The following is an 18,885-nucleotide window of genomic DNA, read 5'->3' as shown; positions in this document are numbered from 1 at the left end:
CAGGACACGTTTCTTTGAGCTTGGAGGGGTGCCAGAGTGGTAATGGAGCAGTTTGCTAAACTGTCATCGAGCAATCGGTGCCAGGGTTCGAGTCCCTGTCCCTCCGCTTTATATTTTTTTCGGGGTGTAGCGTAGCTCGGTTATCGCGCCTGCTTTGGGAGCAGGAGGCCGCAGGTTCGAATCCTGCCACCCCGACTAGTTTTTTACATGAGCAATGGAGGCATAGCTCAGCTGGATAGAGCACCTGCCTTCTAAGCAGGCGGTCGAAGGTTCGAATCCTTCTGCCTTCACTTGAGGGGATAATCAATTTTGATTATCCCCTTTTTTGTTCAATACAATTTATTGATTTTCAAGTAGTTGTATGTTATTTTTTTAAATTTTTACTGGTTCGATATTTTTGATTCGTAAAGATCGGTTTAAAAAAAAAGCTAAAATAGATAATAAAAACAATGATTTGAGGTTCGATATCCCCTTGCGGGGTGCTATTAACTCTAGTATATTTGAGTATCTTGTTTTGAATATAATTTAGTAAATGTATACAGGAAATCAAGTATCTCTTTTGCCTGTGCTATGCTTGTCTCGATACCATTTTTTTTCAATATTTTCATTACCAGATTGATGGAGACTTTTCTATCAGAGAAAACTCTGGGTTTATTATTTGAAATTTGATCAATGGTTTTGGTGTTTATAAAATCAGTACTGGTAATATACTGATCACTATAAGTAATTATCATGGATATAGCCAGATTTATTTTGAGGGATTTTAATTTTTTTCTTACTGGGTCGAACGAAATAGGTGTAAATAATTCGATGATATATCGTTTGCCGGCTACATCCTGACTTTTATACAATGTTAAAACATTGTTTTCGCTACCTTTTAAATCTCTGATACTTTTGCCAGCATAACAGTTGCTTATACTTTCGTTTACTAGCGAAAGCCTTTCATTTAGGAAATCCATCATTACTTTATATTCTTTTTTTAAATCATGAAAATCATGAAAATCAATTTTATCCTGGATAAAATGTCTCCTTGTTTTTGATATTAAAAGCTCCTGCTCAGAAATCTCTTTAAGAATCTTTTTTTGCTCATTTATACATTCCTGTTTCGCAGTTAAAATATTTTCATCCTCCAGAACAAGTTCAAGCAATTCATAAACTTCTGGTTTTATGCCTATTTTTTTTAATTGTTCTTCATATTCAAAGTCCAAAATATCGGCTCTTATACGTCCTTTACACTTACTAACGGCACAATGGTAGTATTGGTACTTCGCATATCTTCCAGTAGATGTGCTTCCCGTTAATCGCTTGCCACAGTATGGACAGATCAAAAATCCTCTCAAAAGAAAAACCGGTTTCATTTTTTGCTTAACCGAATTTTTTGTGCGAAGGCTGTTTAGCAGGCACTGAACGTCTTTAAAAAGCTTCCCTGAAATAAGTGGCTCATGGAGGCCTTCTACAAAATATTCTTCCTCCGTTTTGTACGCAGGCACAAAGACTAATCCACAATAGAGTGGATTGTGCAGAACCTTCCAAAAATTATTCCTACCACAGATAAGTCCTTTGAGGTTAGCCATTCTTCTGATATAGCTAATTGTAAACTTACCTTTTGAATATTCTTCAAATGACCAACGGACATAATCAGCTTCAGGTTGTTTGGGTATGATAATCTTTTTGCCATCAGAAGCAACCTTGTTCATATAGCCAATTGGTGCTTTTCCAGGCCATCTGCCCATTTTTCTCGCTCTTCTTATGCCATCTGATGTATTTAGCCCTCGTCTGCTATTCTCTGCTTCCGGAATTGATAAATACATCGCAAGCATAACTGTACTTTCAGGAACTTCAAAATCGACTACCTGATCAATAGCCATGGCTTGAGTATTCAGTCTTCTAAGTATTCCGATCATTTGATAAGCATATTCAATGTTGCGGCTAAAACGATCCCATTTAATAAATAGAATGTTTTCTGATGGGTGATGTTTATTTTTCTTTATTGTTTTAATAAGTCTTGTCCATTCTGGTCTGTTGAAATCCTTGGCAGAAAAATCTTCTCTGAAAATTCCCTTCACCTTTATTTGGTTCAGCGCACAGAATTTTAATAAACGGTCTTCTTGTTCAATCAGAGAAAACCCCTTTCTTTTTTGTTCGTCAGTACTTACTCTGACATATAAATAAGCATTTTCCATAACAAAATTATGTATAGATTTCTTGATTTGCTTTTAGTAGGTAACACATCTAGACATCTCAATTAGTTACATAAATTTACGAAAACAGTAATCTTTCGGATAAATCAACAGGGAAATATTAGTGGTATTAATTATAATTAAACAGGTATAAATACGTGGTGGTTGATTTTTGCGAATCGATATATTTGAATATTTACTAATTAAAAATTGAAAATGAGGTTTTCCATAAAAAAGACATGAATTAAAAGATAATATTTGCCAATGCAGAAAAACAGTTAGATACATGATAGTATTTCAATTTTATCACTAGTTTTGAAATAATCTTATTTCTTGGTAAAGTAAGAGATAATAATTTACAAGTTAGATATTGTGTTGTGGTATTAATGAGATGTTTAAAATATTATTTTTCAATAAATGAGAAAAAGCTTGGTAAACCTGATCAATAAGACAATCGTTTATAAATATGATTTGCCAAATAGCGGGGCAGGAATTTTAAGTACGATATACTCAACTGAAAATGATAAGTGTTATGCCGCAATTGATAAAAATGATGTCGCTGAAATAATTTATAATTCTATCATAGAGTACTCTTTTAATGAATTTGATATCACTGGAAAAGATTATCAGTCGCTTCATGCCGTTGCATTGCGAAACAAATTAAAATACAACCCTACTGCAACCCAAAAAACGAAAATAAAATACGGCTTTTTTGGCGAGGTTTTACTCTACAGCCTGCTTATGGTTATGTATAAGGCAAAGCCCCTTATTGCAAGAGGTTATTTTTATAATCCTCTTGAAAATGCTGAAACTAAAGGTTATGATTCATATCAGCTGCTAGAAAATAAGGGTGTTACCGAACTTTGGTTTGGGGAGGTGAAATTTCATATAAAGCATAGCACAGGCTTAAACAGCGTGTTCGAAAATATCGACAAGGCATTGTCTGACTGGTATTTTGAAAACAATATTATAGCGATCCACAATCACAAAAATAATTTAAATCTCAAAGACTCAAAAATTGAAGCAATATTAGAGGATTGGGAACAAAATCCCATTATTAAAATTGCTGATGAAATTAAAAAGCACAGTATTAAATTAGTTTATCCCATCCTGCTTCTCTACGAAGATGATCTAAAGGGATACGATGACAACATCAAAAAAATACCCGAATACATTAAAGAAAAATTTGCGGGCAAAAAATTTTCACTGTCAATCGACTATAGTGTTTTTTTTATCCTGCTTCCTATTGAGAAAGTGAAAGAAACCAAATTAAATGTTATTCAATGGATAGAATCAAAGAAACCGCCAATGTCGTAATTGAGTTAAACAGGTACAGGAAAAATGAAATAGAGGACTATGAACTGATCAGGGTGGTTTGCGATTATTTTGACGAGGTAAAAGATGAGAAAATTGGACATGCAGATCTTTGCTTTCTGAAATATGTATCTAATGCAGTTGGAATCCCTCACTTTTACGACCTTTTGGCAAAATTTGAGAATCAGATTGAAATTGAAGCATTTGGTCTGAATACCTTTTCTTCGATCTTCTATGAAAGCACCCTGCACACCAGTGCAAGTAGTAAGGTTCATAAATACCAAAAAGAGATATTGGAACTTTTTCATATTGGGAGGCTAAATCGTTTCTTTTTGTCTGCCAGTACCTCATTTGGAAAGACACATATTGTTTTTGAGGTTATAAAAAAAATGGAGTATCGCAATGTAGTGTTGATTTTTCCAACAATTGCTCTGTTGTCAGAAAATCTTGAGCGGATTATATCAGATACCAGTTATAGTTATTTTAAGGAGAATTTTATGATCCATACCTTGAGCGAAGTGGAAACTTTTGGAGAAAAAAATCTTTTCATCTATACTCCTGAAAGATTTTTATCATTTATAGAGAAAAATGAAATCAATATGCAGTTTGACTTTGCCTTCGTTGACGAAGTCTATAAAATAGACAATGATTATATTATTGATGAGGAAGTTAAAGAAAATGAAAGAGATGTGGCTTATAGGCTTGCTGTATTTTATGCACTGAAGGATAACGTAGACGTGCTGCTTGCTGGTCCATACATTGATTTTTGCCAGCCGGGCGACCAAAATTATAATGGTTCTTTCAATATGTTTTTACTACAGAATCAAATAAAGCTCATCGACTACAATAATTATGAGATTGTAAATAAATCCTACAGTGATATTAAGACAAGGAAGCAGATCAAGATCGATGATTATCTATCCTTTAACTTTGCCACCAATGATAAGGAAAAAAGATTGATAGAAATAATAAGGGCGATAAAGGAAATAAATGAAAATACCATTGTTTATTGTTCATCTCGAAATGGAGTTGAGTCCTATGCAAAGAAAATAATCGCATCTCTACTTTTGCAGGAACATAATAGTTCTAGTTATTCGGATTTTATTGCACATATTTCCGAGAACTTTAACAATCAGTGGGTTTTGATTCAGGCTTTAAAGCATGGGGTGGGGATTCATCATGGGCTTATACCTAAATATATCCAGAAAGAGATTGTTTCCCTGTTCAATCGAAGCCAACTTAGAGTGCTTATCTCTACAACCACAATAACAGAAGGTGTAAATACTTCTGCAAAAAACCTCATAGTATTGCACAGCAAGAAAGGTAATAAGGATCTCAAGAAATTTGACGCCAAAAATATTGCCGGAAGAGCGGGAAGATTTTTGTACCACTACAGTGGTCGCGTTATGGTGCTTCAAAATGACTTTATGGATGCAATCAATTCAAAAGCTGAAGGAATAAAGCACAAGAATTTTGACCTTGATGCTCCAAAAGATGAAATAGACTTGTACTATACAGATGATGCATTTCTTTCGTCTGGCGACAAGGCAAGGGTTGCAGACATAAAAGCCGAGCAATTAAAGAGAAATATTCCGGACTTTGTATTTGAGCAGTATAAGGTAGTAAGCCGTTTTGATAAAATAACAATATACGATAGGATAAAATTGCTGAATCCTTCCGAACGTGAATCAATACGGGTATTGATAAGAAATCTCAATTTCAGAATGGATATTGATTATGGCGGATTTGAAACAATACTAAAAGTAATCGAGCCTATAGTGAAAAATCAAAAGTTGAAATTCTTTATAGAATATAAAGGAAATGGGCAGTATTCAACGCTGACAAATTTAGTGCATTTTTATCTTGTAGGTGGATTTCTAGGTTCCATGAAGTATAAGATTGATCACGGGAAGACAATAGATGAAGCTATAAAAGAAACTGCTGATTTCGTATATAATATGTTGAAATATCAGGTAGTGAAATATTTGGGTGTTTTCAATATCATGTATAAGTTTTGTATCTCGCAGGAGACCGGCATGCAATTTAAAGAAGTTGCAGGGATAGACAAATTGCTCGTTAAGTTGGAATATAATGCATTGACTGAAAAAGGAAGAATAGCAAGTGATTTTGGGGTTCCGTCAAACATTGTTGAATACTATGAAAATGAAAGTAATTCTGCTCGTATAAGGCAGGGATTTGACAGCTATGAACTGGAAATTTTTAAAAAGATCGACCATATCATAAACAAAACGGATTTTAGTTAAGTTAGATTTTTCGCTTAATAAGGTTTTATCACGACTGGCTAAAACTATTCTAAATTAACATAATCAAACTGGAAATGTAATGACAAAAAGCTTTGATCCAACCACCTTGCGCACTATTTCTATAATTATTGGAGAAGAGGTACTAACCCATAGGGAAATCACTGAGCAATTTCATAATGCCGGGATTATCGATAATGGAGAGGGTACAAACAAGCCTGACCGTATTTACTACTCTTTAAAAGCGAGGCAACTACAGGACGGGTGCGCAAACAATGCCCTAAATTTTATTCTACGTGTTCTAAGCCCAAATAGATATACTAATGAAAATGATTTTGAGAAGCACCGCACGTCTTTAAATGAAAAACTGATTTACGAAGGTATAGAAATAGACAAGTCCGGAAAAGCTAGAATTGTTGATAAGGCAAGAACCATTTCCGAAGCCAAAGCACGCTCTTTCAAAATAAAAGAAAAAGTGCATAGTATTGGAATTCATACTGATATTGTACCATATTGTGAATCGGAATGGCTTGGCGAAAACTATTTCCATGCTATACTTGAAATAACAAAAAGCGTTGCAGATAAACTTAGGCAAAAAAGTGGTTATAATAATGATGGAGCTGCTCGGGTTGACAATTGTTTTGGATTGGGATCTGATAGAAAGCCAATGCTTGCATTTAATTTACTGCAATCAGAAAGTGAAGTAAGTCAACATACAGGTTTTGCTAATTTCATTAAAGGGTTTTTTAGTATGTACAGAAACCCAAAGGCACATGATCCTAAACTTTTGGAGGATACCCAATTAACTGAAATGACTGAAGTACTCGTTGTAGCAACAATAATCCAAAATAAACTTGATCAAACATATAAAACAGGATTTAAATAGGTATCATTACATGGTCAAATATTGATATTGATGGCTTCAGCTTTGAGACATAATAAGATTTCTTCTTACATCTCAAAATGGGATTTTGAAAAAAGAGCGACAGTAATTTGACTTCATGACTATGCCCATTGGACCATCACAGTTTTCGGATAGCTCTAAATCAAAAGTTTGGAAATGAATTCAATCATTAATTTTGTAGAATGTAATAACTATATTTTATAAATACTTTATAAGCACGTGATCTGGAAGTTTTAATGCTATCGGGAAATTATGGTCATCTAGAGCAATAGTAAATCGGCATTTAAAAATTGTAAAGTAAGAATAAAAAATGAAGTTAGTTCCAATATTTTCAAATGGCTTTTTATCACACTATTTATCTGAGTTTAGACTTTCTAGTGTCACAGATATTCGAGGAATAAGTATAATATTAGGTTCTTTGATCGAAGAACTGGAATCTGGTAAAATTGAAAGTTTAAAGGAGGAAGAAATTAAATCAAGGTTTGTCAGTTCTTTTTTTGGTGATGTATTAGGGTTTAATTATGGAAATTCGAACAAATGGCAATTAAGAGAGGAAAAAAAATCGGTTATCGATGGCACAAAACCGGACGCAGCTTTGGGATATTTCTTTGCAGATAATAAAAAGGATGATGTCAGGGTAGTTGTTGAGATTAAAAATGCTTTAACAGATTTGGACAATGCTCAAAGAAGAACTGAAAATCATAGTCCTGTAGACCAGGCTTTTGGTTATGTTGCAAAAGCTGGCGGTAATTGCAAATGGGTAATTGTATCTAATATTAAAGAAACTCGTTTTTATTCTTCATTGGACAGGTCAAAATATCAGGTTTTCTTTCTTAAAGATTTACTAAATGAAAATAAGCTTAAAGAGCTCCTGCTGCTTTTTCATAAGGATAGGCTCATTAACGAAAATAAGCAACAGAAATCTGCAACTGATAGGTTATTTGAACAGACAGAAGTTATTTCAAATGAGAAAGATAGATCTATTCATATTATTGACCGTATTTACAATAGCTTGAAACGCTTTGAAGGGTTTGGTTTTGTAGATCCCAATTATATTGCAACTCTCGCACCTTTTAATATTTTGGATGAGTATGTCTGGCATTATAGCAATGGTAATTTATTTACTATTAATAGTGAAATCTTTGATTTTCTCACGGAAATTAAAATTGAAACCGTTAACATTTATCTTTCGGATAAGTTAAAAAATGAGATATCTGATTTCAATATTATTGAGGCGGAATTTAAAATTGAATGGTCTTTTAAATTTTTAAATGATTGTCTGATTAGAGAAATAACTGCTGTAAAAGATTATGGAAAGATAAAAGAAAGAAATATTCATACTTTAGGTTTCAGTTACCAGCACAAGTTCCCCTTTAAAGATCAAGAAGGCATTACTACAGATATAAATTTACATGTAGGCCAAAAATGTCAATGCATATCATGCTGTTATAGAAGTTTGGATTTTAATAATTTACTTGGCAAATTAAAAGCAGCCGAGGGAAACAGTGCATATAGTACTTCGGAATATGCTTTTGGCAATTATCTTTTGGCTACGAATAATTTTAAAACGACATATACAATTTATAAATCAATAGAAAGGAAAACCAAAGGGAAACAGGGAAAATCTGTAGAATATTTTCTTACGAAGTTAAATTTAAAATTATTACATAATCTAATTTCAGATTATGACTTAGAAGATAAGAAAGATATTAAAAATGATATCAAGTCTATTGATCTAGACCTTGTAATCTATGACGAAATAGAATTCTCCGTAGACAAAGATGTGAAAAAATACATGGTTAAGGTAAAAGAAGATGTTCTTATTTATAAAATACAAGATGAAATAGAAGAAACTCTTTTCAAGATCGAAAAACTAAAACAACTTTATCAGGAAGGTGGACATCAAACTTCAGGACCTAACTTGCCACATAAACTTTTGATGAGTTATTATATTTTGTATTCACATATAAATAAGAACAATGTTATTTATGATAGTTTTACACGTTATAAAGCATTGACTGAAAAAGTTTTTAAAGCCTATCTTATTAGTTACAATTTGCCTCAGTGGGGAATAACTCAAATTAGTGAGTTTTTTATAACAGAAGCAATTTTAAACATTCCAGCTGGTTCACTTCAAGAATTATTAAAAAAACATGATATAATTGATGTCGAAGATGGTTGTGTGGAAAATTTATTAATAAAACTAAATAATTTTACCTCCTCTATGTATAAGGTTGGACTATTGAATGATTGTTACGAAAACGATTTGATTTCAGTTCAGTTAACTTACTATAGATTTGAAGATAGATTCACTGAAATTTTTTCGAATCTTTTTACAGTTTTTTCGAAATTGGATATTTCAAAAGAACAATTTTCCTCAAATGTAGGTTCCCTTATAAAATTTCTGAAAGTTGAAACAGTATTAGCTTGGTTTGATATACAGGAATTGGGAAAATTTATTTTAAAAAAGGGTTTTGTTTTCGAAGTGAAAGATTTGATGGAAATATTAAAAATAGCTATAACGAGACACAAGTTTTATAATACAAAATATGCTGAACTAATTAAAATTGTTTGTAAATCAATAGCAGAATTTCATCCTCTCTATAAAAATGAAAATGTAAAATTAATACAAACGGCAATTTTAAGTTCTAGTTCAGATGATGACTCTTCCAAAGATTACAATAACTTGATTTACTTAAGTAAAATTTGCAATGATAATTGTAAAAAAATGTTATTTTCTCTTTTTGAAAATTATTTGGATGAAAACTTCAGTAGAAGTTTCTATGAAATTTTAATTCGTCATTCTGTTTTTGATATTAATTATAAAAATTATTTTTATCTCTATACTGTAAAAGTCAATAAAACAAAAAATATAGGTACTTATAGATATGGAAGTATGGAATTAACAGACTTAATTTTCATAAATTATATACTTGTTATTTATAAATTCAATATTGATTTTAATAAAAGTGAATTGAAATTACTGACCGATTTAAATGATTTTGAAACTTGGCTTTTAAATCCTTTGGTATTTGATTATAAAAAATTTGATTGTATATGGTTAAGAGATCTTAAAAATTCAATTATTTTAGGCAGATTATATGGTATTAACGATATAGTAAAAGCTATTGATGAACACTTAGAAAATGAGTTTGATCCAACTTTGGCTGAAATAAAATATAAGCTGCAATGATAATTTCAAAATCACATGAAATCTCTATCCAGTTTTTTGATGCGGACGGAGGCGATGCCATTTGGATTAGATATCTTGGGAATGATAATCTATGGCATAATATTTTAATTGATGGAGGTTATATAGGTAGTTATGATAAGATATTTAAACCCGTAATCAATGCAATTTCCCAAGCAGGAGAGTGTATTGATTTGTGGATAATTACTCATATAGACTTAGACCATATTGGGGCAATAATTAGTTTTACAAGAGATACTAGTATTTCTGATAAGGACAAGTTGGCGAAATTGTATTGGTTTAATCATGCAAGTTATAAAATTCCTGATACTAGTGGAAAGATAGGGTATAAACAGGGGATTGATTTAAGGTCATATCTTGAAAGTATAAATAAGTTGTCTATAGAACAGATTACAGAAGAGTCAGGAATAAAAGATTTTCATGGCTTGCAATTAACTTTGTTATCTCCAACCGTTGAAAAAATAGCCGCCGCCGATTGTGCCTGGATTGAAAAAGAAAAGAAAAAACCAGTAAAGGTTGTACGTTCTCAGGCAGATCATCATAAAAAAATTGAAGATTTTGAAGAAGCTGATTTTGCAGAAAATGTGGATGTAGTAAACGGAAGTTCTATAACCTTTATTTTGAAGTTTAAAGGTATTGCTGGATTATTGCTGGCAGATAGTCATCCTACAGACGTGGTTAATTCGTTGAAAAAATTAAATTATTCTCAAAAATGTCCATTATTGCTAAGTTTTGTAAAAGTCTCACATCATGGAAGTAAAAGCAATACAAGCACAGAATTACTTTCTTTAATAAGAACGGGAGTCTATGTGCTATCTGCAAATGGCATAACTAATAAACATCCTGACAAAGAAACGTTAGCACGAATTTTGAAATACCACACCGGAATCGGTCAGCCACTTAAATTTGTTTTTACTGCTAATACCGATAAAATTAAATCACTATTCAATGTAGATGAAAATGCGGAGCAACGCTATAATTTTACCCAGATTTTTATAAAAAAAGACAAATTAGAAACCACATTATCATACCTTCCAATTACTCTAAAATGATAAATATCGAGCAATTATTCCAGTACGCTACTATAAAGATTAAATGTAATGATGAAACAGGAACAGCATTACTTTATTCTCCAGCAGAGTCAGTTGATTATATATACGTCCTTACTGCTAAACATTGTTTGGTAGGTAAGGATTTTGATAAGCAATATGTAAATACGGATATAATACTTGAAAAAATTTATAACCCTGCTTCAGGAGTTTTTCATTCTTGTGCTATCACTGAGACGGACAGAGTATTTTGTACTTCGAGTAATCAACTAGATCTTGCATTGATAATAATTCCAAAGACACGTATTGAAGCATTATCCGGTCTTCAATATCCGTTTCAGGCTATAGATAAAACTGGACTGACACGTGAATGTATGATTCGTGGATTTGCTGATATTAATGATGGACAAGAGGACCGTCCATACGAATTAATGTTTAACGAAACTATAAAAGATAAACCAGATTTGCTAGTTCTAAATTTTGACGGGAGTCTTGATACTCGTTATCAGTCTGCGGTTTCTAATGTACAGGGGCTGTCCGGGAGTGGCCTTTTTACAAAAATTAAAGAGAATCTTTTTTTATTGGGGATAATACATACTTATGAAGAGAAAAACAGATTTTTTGCAACTAAAATAACAACATTTAATTATCTAATACCTAAAGGTTATATAGGTTTTCAGGCTATCGAACCAGAAGAAAATGACGAGGTAATTTCTGCAATTAACTTAATTGGAATAAATAAGAAAGCTATTCAATTAAAAACTCATAATACTGTTGGAAATGTACACATTCCCAGAAATATTACGATCGCAAAAGCAATATTAGAGAATAATAGGATGCTTGTCTTACATGGTAAAGCTGGTGTGGGAAAATCGGCTCTTGCTAAAGATCTTATTAAAGATTTGGAAACAAATCCTCATAATTCGATAGTAGCCTTTACAGCTGAGCAATTATTTTCTCCCACTCTTAATGATGCTTTAATAAAAGCGGGCTATAATGCAACTATAGATCAGATTATCAATAGCCCGCTTTCAAAACGGAAGATTATATTTTGGATTGAAAGTTTTGAAAAATTGGTAGAGGCTGGTTTTGGTGGTGCTTTTACAGAACTGTTGTTATTGGTTAAGAGTAATGGACGTCTGGCTCTTTTAGTTACTATAAGGGATTATTTTCTGCAGAAATTCAAGATATTTTATCACACAGAACTTCCATCATTGAACGTGTATTATCCTGTGGGTGAATTTAATGACGAAGAAATACATCAAATAATAGCCCAAATTCCTGAGATAAAACTATTATTAAGTAACTCGAAATTAAATCATTTGTTAAGAATACCCTATTACCTTGATAAGGCGTACAGGATTTATCCTCAATTATTAAGTGTAGAAGATCTAGATGAAGTTGAATTTAAAAAGCTTATGTGGGAGCAGATTGTAGAGGGAGGGAATAATAGGCAGCGGGGAGTAATATTTGCTAGCATTGCATTGAAGCGTGCCATGGCAATGGAGTTGTACACCTTTCATGAACCAGATAGTACAACAGAATCCTTAGTGAGTGATAATCTTCTTCAAGTAGAACTAGGAGAATTAAGAAACAGGTTTTCTCCTTCACATGATATTTTAGAAGATTGGGCATTAATTCGTTATATTAAACAACAAAAACAAGAGGCTGAAACGTCAAAAGCTTTTATAGAACAATTAGATAATGGTCCCGCTATCCGACGCGCTTTTAGACTTTGGTTAATCGATTTTTATAAGCAGCAACCTTTAGAAGCAGATGATTTTAGTAGTGAATTATTACTGAGCTCAGGTATCCAACAATCATGGAAGGATGAATTGATTATTTATATACTGCAATCCGATAATGCGTACCCATTATTTCATTCATTAAAAGAAAATCTACTGGAGAACAATGGTTTAAAGCTTTTACATTTTATTCATTTACTTAGAACTTGTTGTAAAATGATTAAAAATGATGCCGTTGATTTTGATAACCTTGTTCCTTCAGGTTCTGGATGGGACGCAGTAATTGATTTTATTTACGAAAACAAAATTGAGATTTTGGCAATTCTAGAAATGGAATCGTCAATTCTACAGGTTATTTTTGATTGGAGCAAACAATTACCGGAATTCAATCCCTTATCCTTACCATCTTCAGCTAGAAGTGCAGCTTTATTACTGTTGGATTTTATTGTAAAGAACCAGCCACTTTTTACAACTTATCGAAGAAATAGAAGCTATGGAGATGGCTCTAAGGCGCTAGATGTTTTTTTAAAACTTACCTCTGTTGTTAAGAATGAAGTTGAGAAACTTCTTAATGCAGTAGTAGCTTTACCTTCTGTTTCAGATGAAATATGGACAAATAAAAATGTACTGATTTATACTCAAAATTTTGTAATAGGTGGCGTGATAAGTGATCAGGTCAGCAAATATTTTCCTGATATAGTATTAAAAATTGCTTCTGAAAAATGGATAGAAAAACCAGAAGAATACACGCCGGGAAGCATAATGAGTTTAATTGTACCTAGTTATGGTCCAAATTATTGGGGTATTGAAGAAAAATTTGAATATGACGCGTCAAGTGCTTATCAGACATTTTTTTATGGGATGTTTCTTTATCACCCGGATAAAGCGATTTCTTATTTATATGGTTTTTTGAATAGTGCTTTTTTAAAGAACCAGTTAGGTAGACCTAGAGGAGGCGATCAATGGGAAAATATAAAGTTGTATTTTGAGGGACATGGAGAAAAGGAATATTATGGAAGTTATGAATATTGGACTCTTTATAGAGGGTACAGTGCTAATAATAAAGTGATTCAATCTTTACTAATGGCTCTTGAGAAAGGATTATTGGATATGGCAGGTGAAGGGATAGATAAGTTTGAAAAACTAAGGCAGTTAATAAAGGAGTTGTTGTTAAACTCAAACAATGTTGCTGTTGTAGCAGTCATTTCTAGTGTTATTCAAGCCTTTCCAAATTTATTGGATACAACAACAGTAGTATTGTTTGGCAGTAGAACTATTCTGCAATGGGATAGCTCTAGGTATGCAACAGATTTTTTAACAGTAGATTACTATGGTGAAAATCCATTTTTTAGAAATGAAAGGGCAAGATCTAACAAGTTTAAACACCGTCTAGCCTATCGAAGAGGACTTATCGGTTTTGTTATTGATTATATGTTTTTTTACCAAATTGTCAATAAACAGATTTTTGAACAGATCGACTCCATGTGGGCTGTAGTTCCTGAAACAGATAAAATGTGGAAGAAAGCTTTAACTGAAATGGATATAAGGAAATATAAGATTGAACCTGTAGAAATTCCAGGTTATGAGAAGCATGTTGCATTTATACCTGCTTATGAACAAGAAATAGCAGAAGTAATAGAGTCTTTCAAACACGAAAAGATGCCTGATATTGGCTTTCTTTGGGCATCGAAAGTATTTGATAGAGAAGTTGTAGATGACAACTCTTATTCAGCATGGAAAAGTGGTTATGACGACTTGAAGGAATCTGATTCAGGTTTCGATTTTAACGCTGCTCCAGGAAAGATGGCATGTTTAGGATTGAGAGATTATTTCGAACAATTGGAAGAAAGTGAAAAATTATGGTGCAGGAATGAAATAATGAAAATGGCAGAAAAACTGTTAAAAAGTAAATCAGATTACTTAGAGATGGAAGTTAATTTTTTTGATAAAAAAGCCGTTTTATTTGGTGTACCATTGTTGTTTAAATTATCTCCTGAAATAATTAACGAAACAGAAACACGCTCCTTGATCTTTCAATTGATTATTTCAGGGATAGATAGAGATACAAAAAAGCATCTTCTATATAGTATTTCAGAGAATCTCTGGAAGACAAGACCTCTCTTTGCTTTGAATTGCTGGAACGGTTTATTGGCGTATATTCAGAAAAGTAAAGACGAAAATCAAAAAAATGGGTCACTTCGTTTTACAGGTCGTCCTTTAAGCAGAGAAGACCGCTCTTCTGTAATGACTAAATGGGAAGCAGATCTTGCCAAGGAAGTAATTTCAGATACGTTGTTTAATTCTAAAATAGAATTCAGATTGGATCATGCAACATCCTGGTTTTTAGATGATGCATTGCGAATGATTCCTGTCGATACTGAAATGGAGCGATTAAAGTTTTTTATTAGTGATATGCTAACGATGCATATATACTATTTAGGAAATTTAAAAGAGTATGACGGTAATGATTTTTGGCAAAGCCGAGAAGTTTTTAAGACTTTTTATGCCAAGTATTTACTTAGTCGTTCTGACACTGATGCGGAGAGGCTTTTTCTGGATGTGCTTAATATAACATTATTAGATGATAATGAAATAAATACAGCTAAGATTACCGAATTTATCCGTGATATAATCAAACATTTGGTGTTTGAAATTAATAATTGGCGGTCAGATACTCAACCTATCAAGAAGTTTTGGATCTTATGGTCTAAATTAAAAGACTGGATGATCTCAGTCAATCGTGGTTATTTAGTTACGCTGTTTTTGCTTGATGTAGGATGGTCCGATCATGTAGATGATTGGAATGTATTAAAAGGTAAAAAACAGCTGTATAAAGAGTTCATATTAAGTTATGGTCATATAGCAATTAATGAATCTATAGATCTTTTGTCGGGGCTCGGTTTTAAAACCTTTATGCCGGATTCAGTTTCATGGTTAGGAAATGTGCTTAAACATGAGACTGGAGATATTGTTAAGATAAGTAAAGTTGAAAGATTTGTCTATCGATCATTTTTTAGATATGGTAACCAGATAAAAGGAAATAAGACGATAACAAAGGATTTTCTCTTTATATTGGATTACCTTATTGATAAAGGTTCTTCAAAAGCTTATATGTTAAAAGAAGAAATGATTCAATACAAATGATCTGATGGTATAACCGCAATCAAAGAAGCTAATTTTTTAGTAACAAACCCTTATTTTAGATGTAGTTTACATATAAGTAAAATCAAATTAAATTTATGAGATTGAAAAATCTATTTTTATTAATTTAAGGAAAGGCTTTATTTTATTACCTTTGCATCATAAAAAATACTCAAAAGAGTCGGCTAAAAGTTTCAAATCTTCAAGTAAAAGGTTCGAATTTTGTCCTATAAGGTTTACGATAAAACCCTTGTAATCTGTTGATTATGAGGGTTTTCTATTTACAGTTACCAGTTTAGTTGCCTTTTGTAAATGTTGATAACTTTTTACTAGACAAAAAGCCCCGATAACATTTTAGTTTATCGGGGCTTTTTTGATTAATCTGTAAAATCAATTATTATTGCGTCGGGCGGTGTATCTTCTCGGCTGTTGTTTCTGATTACGCTCATTCCGCTGTAATGTTTTTTTGATTTGGTAACCAAAAGTTATGAAAAAAAGGGCTTACTGTTTAAAGTGGCCCTTTGTTTTGAATTTATTTAGTCGGTTAGTAGTGAAAAAAAATGGAAACTCAAAAAACGTACAGCTGCCCAATGCATCCAGAAGTTACGTTGGATAAACCCGGAAAATGTCCCAAATGCGGAATGAATTTAGTGGAGAAAATAGAGTGAAAATTCTATTAGCAACTAACGGTTCAAAATAAAGTAGTACCCACAAAAGTAGTTGAAGGTTCACCAAAAAACATAATACTTTATGGAGCTTAAGAATCCAAAAATGATGTGATGTTGCTCCTGGTGTTCCATCATTTCGCTTGAGTTTTTAATACTGCATCAAATATATTCGTTGATTTTAGATGCAAAATAGTATAATAAATACTGCAATCAAAAAGAAATTCCTAGCTAATGTATCATCAGACACATTAGCTAGGAATTTCTGTAGATCAAGATTTACTTACAATTTTAAATTTTTGGCAATCAATAAAATTTAGTACTTTTACAATCTTGAAAAAAATAGTTGTCATATCATTCCTTTTTGCTTTTTTGTGTGCTAACACAGAGATTGGACAGTTATTTAAATTGCCGAACTTAATACATCACTTTTCAGATCACCAAGAAGATAACATTGGTCAGAATATTTCATTACTTGATTTTATAGCTATTCATTACAATGATAGTCATCACAATTCAAATAAAGAAAAAGATAGTCATCAAAATTTACCTTTCAAGACAATTAATACAAATGTAAATACGGTTCTTGCTTTTATGAACCAAACAGCGTTTTCTTTTCGCAAGCCTACTATTATTTATCTAAACCGCACTGTAGCTTTCAGTCAGGATTTTTACATTTCCAGCGTTTTTACCTCTATCTGGCTTCCCCCTAAGGTGAGTTAATTAATTTTATTTTAAACCGTAATTAGTTATATTTTAAATATTTCTGATTGCTATTTTAAAATATATTTTGCTATTTACGTATTGCGTACGATACGTTGTATGAATTAAATTAGCATTCACCACTAACTAGACGTTTACGAGTTTTAGGTTCTCCATAACTAAAATCTTTTTAGACTTCACAAAAATCTCCTAGCGTTTTTAGTGTCGATCTGTAAGACAATCAATATTATTTAATTCGAAAAACATCTATAATGAAAACAATTAAATCCATTGCAGTTGCGATACTGATAACTATTGCAGGCACAACAATTTCTAATGCACAAGTAAACGAAAATCAATCCAAAACGCCGCACGGTGGAATAATACAAAATTCAGGCGACTACAAAATTGAAAGGGTCGAAAGAGAAAATAATATTAGTTTTTACGTACTGAATGCGAAAGGAAAAACGGTTTCAAATAAAAAAATTACTGGCTTGGCTGTTTTTGAATTTTTTAATAAAACAAAAGCAACGAATCCAGTTTTTTTAGACACCAACAATGCTTTATTTGTACAAGTTCCTAAAGCAAGCATATATGCTTATTGTACCATCACATTATTTGTCAATGGAAAAACAATCTCTTCCAAATTTAAAAATAGCCAAGTTTCTGAACAAGATATTAATCATGGACACCAACATTAATTTTATTATTCTTTATAAACCCAATTAAAATTACAATTATGAAAAATTTTTTAATCGTAGCGACTATCGCAATCGGAATGTTAACTTCTTGCAACAACAAAGCAAATAACGAAACTGAAAACACTGAAAGTCAATCTACTGAAACAGCAGAACAAGTTCAAGTGGTCACAGATTCTACGGATCAAGTAGGTACGGACAGTGTTAATCAAGTGGAGCAAGATAAAGTTGATGCGGCTCATGGTCACACGCATTAGTATAATTTAACAGGCTGCTTCTCTTGCGAAAATTTCAGGAGAGAAGTAGTTTTTAAAAGAAAAATAAAATTATGAATTCAAAAAAAATAATATTTCTTGTTATACTTTTTTTTATCGGCATCACAGGTGTTTTTGCTCATGGTGTAGATGAAAATACGCAAACTTTTTTGTCAGGAAATGATGGCGTTGCTTTTGGCCCATTTCTCTATATTGGTGCAAAACACATGCTTACGGGTTACGATCATCTGCTTTTTTTAGTTGGCGTTATCTTTTTCCTTTATCGTCCGAAAGAAGTGCTACTTTATGTAAGTTTCTTTACAATTGGTCATAGCGCAACATTATTGTTTGGAGTTATGAGTACTATATCAATTAATTCGTATTTAATTGATGCCATTATCGCACTGTCAATAGTGTATAAAGGTTTTGATAATTTAGGTGGTTTCAAGAAATTTTTCGGAAGGCAACCCAATACAAAAGCAGCTGTTTTGATTTTCGGATTATTTCATGGTTTCGGGCTTGCCAGCAAATTGCAAGATTTCAAATTTGAAAAAGAAGGATTGTTTACCAATCTGCTTGGATTCAATATTGGTGTCGAAATAGGTCAGTTCATAGCATTGACTTTTGTGCTAATCTTGATTACTTTATGGCGCAGACATTCCAGCTTTATGAAATTTTCAACAATAACAAATACGCTGCTTATGGCTGCTGGATTTGTATTAATAGGATATCAGTTAACGGGTTATTTTACATCTTAAAAA

General features: G+C 32.3%; 11 protein-coding genes, 3 tRNA genes and 1 pseudogene. 14 read left to right on the top strand and 1 reads right to left on the bottom strand.

The features are described 5' to 3' along the window. Positions 1–22 precede the first annotated feature (22 nt). From EKL99_RS12290 to EKL99_RS12280, 3 genes are all read left to right on the top strand, one after another. A tRNA-Ser gene (locus EKL99_RS12290) sits at positions 23–106 on the top strand. A 14-nt stretch (positions 107–120) separates the two neighbouring features. Next, positions 121–195: transfer RNA gene (locus tag EKL99_RS12285), tRNA-Pro, on the top strand. 21 nt (positions 196–216) lie between these two features. Then, positions 217–290: transfer RNA gene (locus EKL99_RS12280), tRNA-Arg, on the top strand. A gap of 201 nt (positions 291–491) precedes the next feature. Here the strand turns inward: EKL99_RS12280 and EKL99_RS12275 are convergent. After that, positions 492–2,183 carry a recombinase family protein gene (locus tag EKL99_RS12275; RefSeq protein WP_126577046.1) on the bottom strand — a complete coding sequence of 564 codons (1,692 nt, stop codon included), beginning with the start codon at positions 2,181–2,183 and terminating at the stop codon, positions 492–494. A gap of 414 nt (positions 2,184–2,597) precedes the next feature. On the opposite strand from EKL99_RS12275, the gene EKL99_RS12270 reads away from it, so the two are divergent. From EKL99_RS12270 to EKL99_RS12225, 11 genes and pseudogenes are all read left to right on the top strand, one after another. Beyond that, the gene (locus EKL99_RS12270) at positions 2,598–3,497 is read left to right on the top strand and encodes a Hachiman antiphage defense system protein HamA (protein WP_126577045.1); all 900 of its coding nucleotides are present in this window, start codon (positions 2,598–2,600) and stop codon (positions 3,495–3,497) included. Then, entirely contained in the window at positions 3,464–5,758 is a 2,295-nt protein-coding gene (locus tag EKL99_RS12265; RefSeq protein WP_126577044.1) for a helicase-related protein, read from the top strand. The genes EKL99_RS12270 and EKL99_RS12265 overlap by 34 nt, the downstream gene beginning before the upstream one ends. A 79-nt stretch (positions 5,759–5,837) precedes the next feature. Next, positions 5,838–6,641 carry a TIGR02391 family protein gene (locus EKL99_RS12260; protein WP_126577043.1) on the top strand — a complete coding sequence of 268 codons (804 nt, stop codon included), beginning with the start codon at positions 5,838–5,840 and terminating at the stop codon, positions 6,639–6,641. Positions 6,642–6,969: 328 nt separating this feature from the next. Further along, complete coding sequence (locus EKL99_RS12255) at positions 6,970–9,852, top strand: hypothetical protein (RefSeq protein ID WP_126577042.1); 2,883 nt, start codon at positions 6,970–6,972, stop codon at positions 9,850–9,852. Beyond that, positions 9,849–10,922 (top strand): MBL fold metallo-hydrolase, encoded by a 1,074-nt coding sequence (locus EKL99_RS12250; RefSeq protein WP_126577041.1) that lies wholly within the window; start codon positions 9,849–9,851, stop codon positions 10,920–10,922. Before EKL99_RS12255 ends, EKL99_RS12250 begins: the two co-directional genes overlap by 4 nt. Next, a complete protein-coding gene (locus EKL99_RS12245; RefSeq protein WP_126577040.1) occupies positions 10,919–15,808 on the top strand; it encodes an RCC1 domain-containing protein in 4,890 nt (1,629 codons plus the stop codon). Before EKL99_RS12250 ends, EKL99_RS12245 begins: the two co-directional genes overlap by 4 nt. Before the next feature lie 563 nt (positions 15,809–16,371). Further along, a pseudogene (locus EKL99_RS14815) lies at positions 16,372–16,458 on the top strand (heavy metal-binding domain-containing protein); the annotation flags it as partial. Positions 16,459–16,878: 420 nt separating this feature from the next. Then, on the top strand, positions 16,879–17,193 hold the full coding sequence (locus EKL99_RS12240; RefSeq protein ID WP_231507437.1) for a hypothetical protein: 315 nt from the start codon (positions 16,879–16,881) through the stop codon (positions 17,191–17,193). A 251-nt stretch (positions 17,194–17,444) separates the two neighbouring features. Beyond that, positions 17,445–17,873, top strand: a complete 429-nt coding sequence (locus EKL99_RS12235) for a hypothetical protein (protein ID WP_126577038.1) — start codon at positions 17,445–17,447, stop codon at positions 17,871–17,873. 38 nt (positions 17,874–17,911) lie between these two features. Then, a complete protein-coding gene (locus EKL99_RS12230) occupies positions 17,912–18,127 on the top strand; it encodes a hypothetical protein (RefSeq protein WP_126577037.1) in 216 nt (71 codons plus the stop codon). 71 nt (positions 18,128–18,198) lie between these two features. Further along, positions 18,199–18,882 carry a HupE/UreJ family protein gene (locus tag EKL99_RS12225; protein ID WP_126577036.1) on the top strand — a complete coding sequence of 228 codons (684 nt, stop codon included), beginning with the start codon at positions 18,199–18,201 and terminating at the stop codon, positions 18,880–18,882. The last annotated feature ends 3 nt before the right edge of the window (positions 18,883–18,885 follow it).

Source organism: Flavobacterium sp. ZB4P23, from assembly GCF_003970375.1.
Classification (GTDB): Bacteria; Bacteroidota; Bacteroidia; order Flavobacteriales; family Flavobacteriaceae; genus Flavobacterium.
This window is presented reverse-complemented; position numbering and strand designations above follow the sequence as displayed.